Raw genomic sequence first — 8,829 nt, 5'->3', positions numbered from 1 at the left:
TCGCATTCGGTCAGCGCGATGTCGACCAGATCCTCCAGCTGCTCGACGCTCGCCGCCTGGGCGCCGCGCAGCAGCGTGGTGTGCCGGAACATCGGCGTCAGCTCCTCGGAGTCGACATCGAAATGGCCGAGCCACATCCGCTCATTGATGATGCCGAGCAGTTCCGCCACGTCGCGGCGCTTCTTCTCCGGCACCTTCAAATCGAACTGGCAGGAGAACTGCATCGCGCTGATTTCTTCCTGCCAGAAGAAGAACAGGCGGTAGCTGCACCAGCGGCCGGCGACCTCGGCCAGCATCTCGTCATTGCTCGCCCGCTCGAAGCTCCAATCATTGGCGCTGACGATTTCCTCGAGCGTGTCGAGCGGGTTCTGGGTGAAGGCAGATTCTTCGAAGATCTCGGACGCTGTGGTCATGATCCTCTGCTCCCGTGACGCCGCGAAGCGCAGCTATAGACGTCGCTGTCGGTCAATACCCAAGGTCTAGTGGTGTCGTCCATTACAGCCTTCCCAAGAGAACGGTCGCACAAGGGCTTGTTGGGCGCAACCCATATGCACCGCGGCCAGGATAAAAGTTGTGGATGATTTGTGACGAAATTCAGTTCGTTGCTTTCGCCCGCGGCGTGCGGCGCTTCGGCGCTGGGGCCGGTTCCGGGGCGGCCGGCTTGGCCGGTTTCGCGGCAGCAGCACGGGCTGGCTTTGCGGCGGCGGGCTTGGCCGCAGCCTCCAGCGCCGCCACGCGGACGGCAAGCAGTTCCTGTTCCTCCCGCGCCCGCTGGGCGAGGGCGCGAACGATCTCGAACTCCTCGCGGGTCACGACATCAAGGCGCGACAGCACATGCTCGAACTGCTCGCGCAGACGGGTGCGGGCTTCCTCGCGTACGCCCGCGACAGCACCGAAGGCGCCGGTCGCAACGCGGACCAGATCGTCGATCAGCTTGGTGTCGAAGGGCATCGCAAATGGTATCCATAAACAGCAATCATCATTGTGAATATGGCGGCCAGTGGCTTGCGTTGCAACGTCCGGGATGCCGCGCCTATAACGGCACCGCCTTTGCCACCCGCGAATGGGAACAGATATGGGTTGGTTCGATCCGGTCGCCTTGCAGATCGGCCCCATCGCGATCCGCTGGTATGCGCTCGCCTACATTGCCGGCTTCATCCTGGGCTGGCGCTATGCCCTGTGGCTGACCCGCCGCACGCCGCTGCCGCCGGACCGGCTGGCGCTGGACGACTTCCTGACCTGGGCCGTGGTCGGCACCATCCTGGGCGGCCGGCTGGGCTATGTCCTGTTCTACAATTTCGACGAATATCTGCAGACCCCGGGCACGATCCTGGAGATCTGGAAAGGCGGCATGTCCTTCCATGGCGGCATGCTGGGCGTCACCGCGGCGATCATCCTGTTCGCCTGGCGCCGCGGCTTCTCGCCCCTGCTGCTGGGCGACGTGGTGGCGGCGGCGGCGCCGATCGGCCTGGTCTTCGGCCGCATCGCCAATTTCATAAATGGCGAGCTGTGGGGCCGACCGACCGACCTGCCCTGGGGCTTCGTGTTCCCCACCGGCGGGCCGGTGGCGCGGCACCCCAGCCAGTTGTACGAGGCCGGGCTGGAAGGCCTGCTGCTGTTCCTGGTGCTGCTGCCGCTGGCCGCCAGCCCGCGCATCCGGGCCAAGGCGGGCATCGTCCTGGGCATCTTCATCACCTGGTACGGCATCTCGCGCTTCCTGGTCGAGTTCGTCCGCGAACCCGACGCCCAGCTGGGCTACCTCATGGGCACCGACTGGTTCACCCGCGGCCAGGAGCTGTCGCTGCCGATGATCCTGAACGGCATCGTGGTCGTGCTGTGGGCCGCCCGCCGGCCGGCGATGACGGCGCCGGTCGCGCCCCCTGCCCCGGCGGCGTGACCCCGCTGCTCGACCTGCTGCGCCGCCGCATCGCCGTCGACGGCCCGCTGACGGTGGCGCAGTACATGGCCGAGGCGCTGGGTCATCCCCGCCACGGCTATTACATCAAGCGCGACCCGCTGGGCGCGGCCGGCGACTTCACCACGGCGCCGGAGATCAGCCAGGTCTTCGGCGAGCTGATCGGGCTGTGGTGCGCCGATCTGTGGCAGCGCCTGGGCGCGCCCGACCCGGTGCTGCTGGTCGAGCTCGGCCCCGGCCGTGGCACGCTGATGCAGGATGCGCTGCGCGCCATCGGCCGCGCCGCACCCGGCTTCCGCGCCGCGCTGCGGCTGCATCTGGTCGAGACCAGCCCCGTCCTGCGCGCTGCCCAGGCAACCCGGCTGGCGGCGGCCGACCCGACCTGGCATGACCGGCTGGCCGACCTGCCGGACAGGCCGGCACTGGTGATCGCCAACGAATTCTTCGACGCCCTGCCGATCCGGCAATGGCAGCGCGGCAGCAGTGGCTGGCATGAAAGACTGATCGGCTGGGACGATGAAGCCGGCCGGCTGCGCTGGGAGCTGTCGGCGCGGTCCGATCCCGGTCTGGCGCTGATCCCGCCCGCGGTGCGCGACGCGGCCGCGGGGTCGATCGCCGAGGCCTGCCCAGCCGGGCTGTCGCATGCGGCGATGCTGGGCCAGCACCTGGCGCAGCAGGGCGGCGCCGCGCTGATCGTCGATTACGGCCCGGCGCGCAGCGGGCCCGGCGAAAGCTTCCAGGCGATGCGCCGGCATGCCTTCGTCGATGTGCTGGAAACGCCCGGGGAGGCCGACCTGACCGCCCATGTCGACTTCGAGGCGCTGGCGATTGCCGCCACCCAGGCCGGTGCCGCCGCCCATGGGCCGGTGCCGCAGGGCGCCTTCCTCGAAGCCCTCGGCCTGCATCCCCGCGCGGCGCAGTTGAAGGCGGCCGCGCCGGCCCGGGCCGGCGAGATCGACACCGCGATCGACCGGCTGGCCGGCCCGGCGCAGATGGGCACGCTGTTCAAGGCGCTAGCCCTCACCACCCCCGACCTCGGCGCCCCGGCCGGATTTGCCTGACCTGAAGGCCCCTCGGGGCTCGACGCCGCCCGCTTCGGATTCCATAGTCACCGGCATGGACCTCATCACCCCACGCCTGCGCCTGCGACCCTGGCGGCCGGAAGACCGCGGGCCCTTCGCCGCGATCAACGCCGAACCGGCGGTGCAGCGCCATCTGATGCCCCTGACGCGCGAAGGGTCGGATGCAATGCTCGACCGGATCGATGCGCATTTCGCCCAGCACGGCTGGGGCTTCTGGGCGGTGGAAGAACGGGCCGGCGGCACCCTGATCGGCCTGTGCGGCCTGGCGCAGATCCCCTGGGAATCGTTCTTCACCCCGGCGGTCGAGATCGGCTGGCGGCTGTCGACGCCCTGGCAGGGCAAGGGGCTGGCGCGCGAGGCAGCCGAGGCGTCACTGGCCCATGCCTTCGGGCCGCTCGGCCTGGACAGGGTGGTCAGCTTCACGGTGCCGGCGAACACCGCGTCCTGGGGGCTGATGGAGCGGCTGGGCATGCGCCGGATCGGCGAGTTCGACCACCCGAGGGTGCCCGACGGCCACGCACTGCGCCGCCACCTCGCCTACGAGATCGCGGCGCCGGCCTGACCTGCCTCCCACGCCCGCACAGTTTCCCCGCATCATCGAGAAAGAGCCACCCGCCATGGGGCCAGCGATCGAACCGATCCCGTCGGACCCCGCTTTGCCCGCCCGGGCCGATGTCGTCATCATCGGCGGCGGCATCATCGGCACCAGCGCCGCCCTGACCCTGGCCCAGCGCGGCATCTCGGTGCTGCTGTGCGAGAAGGGCGAGATCGCGGCCGAACAGTCCAGCCGCAACTGGGGCTGGTGCCGGGTGATGGGCCGCGATTCGCGCGAGATCCCGCTGGTGGTCGAAAGCCTCAAGCTGTGGCGCGAGATGAACGCGACGGTCGGCGAAGAGACCGGCTACCGCCAGGCCGGCATCCTGTATGTCGGTTCGACCGAGGCGGAGATGGCGCAGCATGAAAAGTGGATGGCGCATGCCCGGACGCATGAGCTGAGCACCCGACTGGTCGGGTCCGACGAGGTGGCGCGCCTGATGCCCGGCGCGGCGACACGCTTCCAGGGCGCGATGTACACCGAGACCGACGGCCGGGCCGAGCCCCAGCTGGCGGCGCCTGCGATCGCCCGCGCCGCCCGCCGGCTGGGCGCCGGCATCATGACAAACTGCGCGGTGCGCATGGTCGAGACCACCGCCGGCCGCGTCTCCGGCGTGGTCACCGAGAAGGGCCGCGTCGCCTGTGACGCTGTGGTGCTGGCCGGTGGCGCCTGGTCCGGCCTGTTCTGCCGGGGCATGGATCTGCGCCTGCCGCAGTTGAAGGTGCTGGGCTCGGTGCTGCGCACCGCCCCGGTCGAAGGCGGGCCGGAGACCACGGCCGCCACCTCCGGCTTCGCCATCCGCAAGCGGCTGGACGGCGGCTATACCGTCGCCGATGTCCGCACCAACACCGTCGACATCGTGCCGGACAGCTTCCGCTATTTCTTCGACTTCATCCCGGCGCTGCGCTCGGAATGGCGTGCGCTGCGGCTGCGGGTGTCCGACCGATTCCTGACGGAATGGCGGATGCCCAAGCGGGCAGCACCGGACCAGGTCTCGATCTACGAACAGGTCCGGATCCTCGACCCCACGCCGGTGGCGTCGGTGCTGCGGGCGTCCATGGCACGGCTGGAGGCGGCGTTCCCGGTGTTCCGCGGCGTCGCCACCGCCCAGAGCTGGGGCGGGCTGATCGACGCGACGCCGGACGCCGTGCCGGTGATCTCGCCAGTCGAGGCGGTGCCCGGTCTGGTCGTCGCCACCGGCTTCTCCGGCCATGGCTTCGGCATCGGCCCCGGCGCCGGACGGCTGGCCGCCGACCTGGTGACCGGCGCGCCGCCGGTGGTCGACCCGACGCCGTTCCGCTTCAGCCGCTTCAGCGACGGGTCGCCGATCCGGGTCGAGACCGGGTTCTAGCCCCGGCCGCAGTCGCGGTGCTATTCCGTTCCCATCTGCCGTTGCCGGAGCCGATCGTGATCACTGTCGACAGCCTGTCCGCCCTGCCCGGCCTGAGCCACCGCTTCTTCCCGCGCACCGGCGGCGTCAGCGACGGCATCTTCACCTCGCGCAACTGCGGCTTCGGCTCGGGCGACCGGCGCGAGGCGGTGGCCGAGAATCGCGACCGCTGCCGCCGCGAGCTGGGCCCGGCCGAAGCGCTGCTGACCGTGCACCAGGTGCACAGCGCCGATGTCGTGACCGTGACCGCCCCCTGGACGCCGGAGACGGCCCCGCGGGCCGATGCCATGGTCACCGACCGGCCGGGAATTGCCCTGGGCATCCTGACCGCGGATTGCGCACCGATCCTGTTCGCGGATGCCGAGGCCGGGGTGATCGGCGCGGCCCATGCCGGCTGGAAGGGCGCGCTGGGCGGCGTCACCGACGCCACCATCGCTGCGATGCGGGCCCTGGGCGCGGCGCCGGAGCGGATCGTCGCCGCGGTCGGCCCCTGCATCGGCCCCGACAGTTACGAGGTCGGGCCGGAGTTCCGCGACCGCTTCCTGGCCGAGGATCCGGACAGCGCCCGATTCTTCCGCACGCCGGCCGAAGGCGCACGGCCGCATTTCGACCTGCCGGGCTATGTCGCCCAGCGGCTGCGCCGCGCCGGCCTGCGCGAAGTCGCGGTCACCGGCCTCGACACCCTGGGACATGAGGATTTGTTCTTCAGCTATCGCCGCACCACCCAGCGGAAAGAGGCGGATTACGGCCGGCAGATCTCGGCCATCCTGCTGGTGGGCTAAGGGCCATGCCGCACCTGATCACGTTGGCGCTGTTCATCATCGTGGCGCTGCTCGGCGGCTGCGTGTTCATGATGATGTGACAATTCGGGGACAGGGTTGCGTGAAGCCCGTTTACACCCCGAGGCGCGCAGTCTATACGCAGCCGCATCCGGCCCCGGCCCCACCGCCCTGACACCGAGCCGCCCCCGATGAAAATTATCGCCTGCAACAGCAATCGCCCGCTCTGCGAGGCGATCGCTGCCTACTTGCAAATCCCGCTGACCAAGGCCCAGATCCGCCGCTTCGCGGATATGGAAGTCTTCGTCGAGATCCTCGAGAACGTCCGCGGCGAGGACGTGTTCGTCATCCAGCCGACGAGCTTCCCCGCCAATGACAATCTCATGGAGATGCTGGTCACCATCGATGCGCTGCGTCGCGGTTCGGCCCGGCGCATCACCGCGGTGATGCCGTATTACGGCTATGCCCGGCAGGACCGGAAGACCGGCCCGCGCACGCCGATCTCGGCCAAGCTGGTGGCCAATTTGATCACCCGCGCCGGCGCCGACCGGGTGCTGACGCTGGACCTGCATGCCGGCCAGATCCAGGGCTTCTTCGACATCCCGCTGGACAACCTGGTGGCGTCGCCGGTGTTCGTGAAGGACATCCGCAGCCGCTTCTCCAGCGAGAACCTGGTCATCGTCTCGCCCGATGTCGGCGGCGTGGTCCGCGCCCGGCAGATCGCCCAGCGCCTCGATGCCGACCTCGCCATCATCGACAAGCGGCGTGAGAAGGCCGGCGTGTCGGAGGTGATGAACGTCATCGGCGACATCGACGGCCGCCGCTGCATCCTGATCGACGATATCGCCGACAGCGCCGGCACGCTGTGCAACGCCGCCACCGCGCTGATGGAGCGCGGCGCGTTGGAGGTCTTCGCCTATATCAGCCATGGCGTTCTGTCCGGCGGTGCCGTGGCCCGCGTCGGCGCCTCCCCGATCAAGGAGATGGTGACGACGGACAGCATCCAGGCGACGGACGCGGTGCTTGCCAGCCACAATGTCCGCCAGTTGACCATCGCGCCCTTGATGGCCGAGGCGATCCTGCGCATCGCCGAAGAGAAGTCGGTCTCCAGCCTCTTCCAGTAAGAGATCGTTTCGAAATACTACTGGCGCGGCCATCTGACGGCGGCTTCTGCGCTTCCGGTGTTCACGGACCCAACGTCCGCTGCGCGCCGGTTCTCGAAGCCACCGCCAGGCGACTCACGCCCGCGTATTTCGAAACGATCTCAAAAAGAAGCAGTTGGCCCGGTCAGACCGGCCAGGTCACGCGCACCGGGCTGATCCGGCGGATGCCGCTGTGGCCGCTCATCTTCGGCGGGCCGTCGGCGAGGCGCAGCTGCGGGATCCGCTCCGCCAGCACCGCCAGCCCCTCCTCCAGCTCGGTCCGCGCCAGCGCCTCGCCGATGCAGCGATGCGCGCCGCCGCCGAAGATCGGGTGCAGCCGGCGATGGTCGGTGCGCCGGATGTCGAAGGTGTCGGGCCGGGCATACACCGCCTCGTCGCGCATCGCCGACATGATCGACAGCGTCACGTATTTCCCGGCCGGCAGGACCTGTCCATCCAGCTCGATATCCTCCAGCGGGATGCGCGAGATCGATCCCACGCTCGGCTCGTAGCGCAGGGCTTCGGTCACCGCGCCCGGGACCAGACCCGGGTCGGCACACACCGCCTCCCACTGGTCGCGGTGCTGCAGCAGCACGGCCACCTGCGACGCCATGGCGACGCGGGTGGTGTCGGTCGATCCCATGATCAGGATCACCATCTGGACGATGATCTCGATCGGCGACAGCTCGCCCTTCTCGTCGGTGTCGGCGAGGTAGCTGGAGATGAAATCATCGGCCGGCGTCCGCCGCCGGGCCTCCAGCAGCTCGCCGACATAGACCTGCAACTCACGGGCCGCCCGCTCCATCTCCGGGATGTCTTCCGGCGAGAAATTCAGGCTCAGGATGCGGCAGACGCTGTAGACCAGGCTGGTGAAACGGGGAATGTCCTCGCGCGGCAGGCCCAGGAGTCCGCAGACCGTCCGGGCCGGGATCAGGGCGGCATAGCGCCCGACCAGGTCGATCTCACCCTCCGCATGCCATTCGTCGACCAGGTCCTCGGCGATGCGCCGGATCTGCGGCCGCATCTCGGCGATCAGCTTGGCCGCGAAGGTCCGGGTGAAAGGCGCCCGGCGGCGGCGATGGGCGGCATCGTTGGAGAACAGCATGCTGAACTCGAAATTCTCATACAGCGCGCCCTCGGTGATGCCCCGAAGCTTGGCGTATTCCGTCTCGATCTGCCGGGTGCGCGGATCCTTGAACAGCTGTTCGACATCGGCCGCGCGCAGAACCATGTAGCCGCCGCGTTCATGCGCCACGAACGGCGTCAGGGCCCGGTGGTGCCGCAGGACGCCATGCGGATCGGCCTCCAGCTCCGCCACCGTGAGCGTGACGATCGGGGATGAGCTTTCACGGTGCGCGTTGAGCATGTGCGACCCTCGGAGACGCGAGCGGCAGCCGGTCTCTTGCACCTCCGCGCAAGAAAGCAACCCGGGCCGGAGTTGGAATCGCTGGATCGTCCGACAAACCGGCGGCGCCGACCAGCCTCGACGAGGTTACAGCCGTAATACCAGACCTGTCCGCGACGCGGCCCTTCCACCCCGCAGGGGCCGCACCTAGTCTGGGCTCGCAGCAACAGGGCGAGGACGGCATGAGCGGGACCATGACGGAGCTTCCGCCCTTTTTCGATCCGGCGCGGGCGGGTGACTGGTCGTATCGGCCCGATCCCGCCGTGCTGCGTGCCACGGCCGAGTCCTGGCGCGGCCGGGTGAACCCGGCGGAGGGCCGACGCACCACCCTGCTGCTGATCGACCTGCAGCGCGATTTCTGCCTGCCCGAGGGCGCGCTCTATGTCGGCGGCCGGTCCGGCCGCGGCGCCGTGGAGGACACAGGCCGGATCGCCGGCTTCATCCACCGCAACCTGGGCGCGATCGACCGCATCGTCCCGACCTTCGACACCCACACGCCGCTGCAGATCTTCCACCAATCC

At 69.2% G+C, this 8,829-nt stretch carries 10 protein-coding genes; 7 read left to right on the top strand and 3 right to left on the bottom strand.

The features are described from left to right. Both AC3XYG_RS11065 and AC3XYG_RS11060 read right to left on the bottom strand, forming a co-directional pair. The coding region (locus AC3XYG_RS11065) for a type III secretion system chaperone family protein (protein WP_489139882.1) at positions 1-413 on the bottom strand (413 nt) is incomplete at its 3' end. A gap of 181 nt (positions 414-594) precedes the next feature. Beyond that, positions 595-951: an accessory factor UbiK family protein gene (locus AC3XYG_RS11060; RefSeq protein WP_489139881.1), complete on the bottom strand. Its 357-nt coding sequence runs from the start codon at positions 949-951 to the stop codon at positions 595-597. Between the two features lie 124 nt (positions 952-1,075). On the opposite strand from AC3XYG_RS11060, the gene lgt reads away from it, so the two are divergent. The 6 genes from lgt to AC3XYG_RS11030 all read left to right on the top strand — a co-directional run bounded on the left by lgt (position 1,076) and on the right by AC3XYG_RS11030 (position 6,885). Next, positions 1,076-1,897 carry a prolipoprotein diacylglyceryl transferase gene (gene lgt / locus AC3XYG_RS11055; protein WP_489139880.1) on the top strand — a complete coding sequence of 274 codons (822 nt, stop codon included), beginning with the start codon at positions 1,076-1,078 and terminating at the stop codon, positions 1,895-1,897. Then, positions 1,894-2,976, top strand: coding sequence for a class I SAM-dependent methyltransferase (locus AC3XYG_RS11050; protein WP_489139879.1), 1,083 nt, complete (start codon positions 1,894-1,896; stop codon positions 2,974-2,976). Before lgt ends, AC3XYG_RS11050 begins: the two co-directional genes overlap by 4 nt. Before the next feature lie 55 nt (positions 2,977-3,031). Beyond that, positions 3,032-3,559 (top strand): GNAT family N-acetyltransferase, encoded by a 528-nt coding sequence (locus AC3XYG_RS11045; RefSeq protein ID WP_489139878.1) that lies wholly within the window; start codon positions 3,032-3,034, stop codon positions 3,557-3,559. 55 nt (positions 3,560-3,614) lie between these two features. Next, positions 3,615-4,943: an NAD(P)/FAD-dependent oxidoreductase gene (locus AC3XYG_RS11040; RefSeq protein ID WP_489139877.1), complete on the top strand. Its 1,329-nt coding sequence runs from the start codon at positions 3,615-3,617 to the stop codon at positions 4,941-4,943. Positions 4,944-4,999: 56 nt separating this feature from the next. Then, positions 5,000-5,764, top strand: a complete 765-nt coding sequence (gene pgeF, locus AC3XYG_RS11035) for a peptidoglycan editing factor PgeF (RefSeq protein WP_489139876.1) — start codon at positions 5,000-5,002, stop codon at positions 5,762-5,764. A 188-nt stretch (positions 5,765-5,952) separates the two neighbouring features. Continuing rightward, positions 5,953-6,885, top strand: a complete 933-nt coding sequence (locus AC3XYG_RS11030; protein WP_489139875.1) for a ribose-phosphate pyrophosphokinase — start codon at positions 5,953-5,955, stop codon at positions 6,883-6,885. Between the two features lie 163 nt (positions 6,886-7,048). Here AC3XYG_RS11030 and AC3XYG_RS11025 read toward each other — a convergent pair whose 3' ends face one another. Further along, positions 7,049-8,269, bottom strand: coding sequence for a cytochrome P450 (locus AC3XYG_RS11025; protein ID WP_489139874.1), 1,221 nt, complete (start codon positions 8,267-8,269; stop codon positions 7,049-7,051). Positions 8,270-8,502: 233 nt separating this feature from the next. On the opposite strand from AC3XYG_RS11025, the gene AC3XYG_RS11020 reads away from it, so the two are divergent. After that, a partial coding sequence (locus AC3XYG_RS11020; protein WP_489139873.1) for a hypothetical protein occupies positions 8,503-8,829 on the top strand: 327 nt, incomplete at its 3' end.

The organism is Inquilinus sp. (assembly GCF_057815775.1).
The sequence above is the reverse complement of the archived record's forward strand: the minus strand, read 5'-3'. Positions and strand labels throughout refer to the sequence as shown.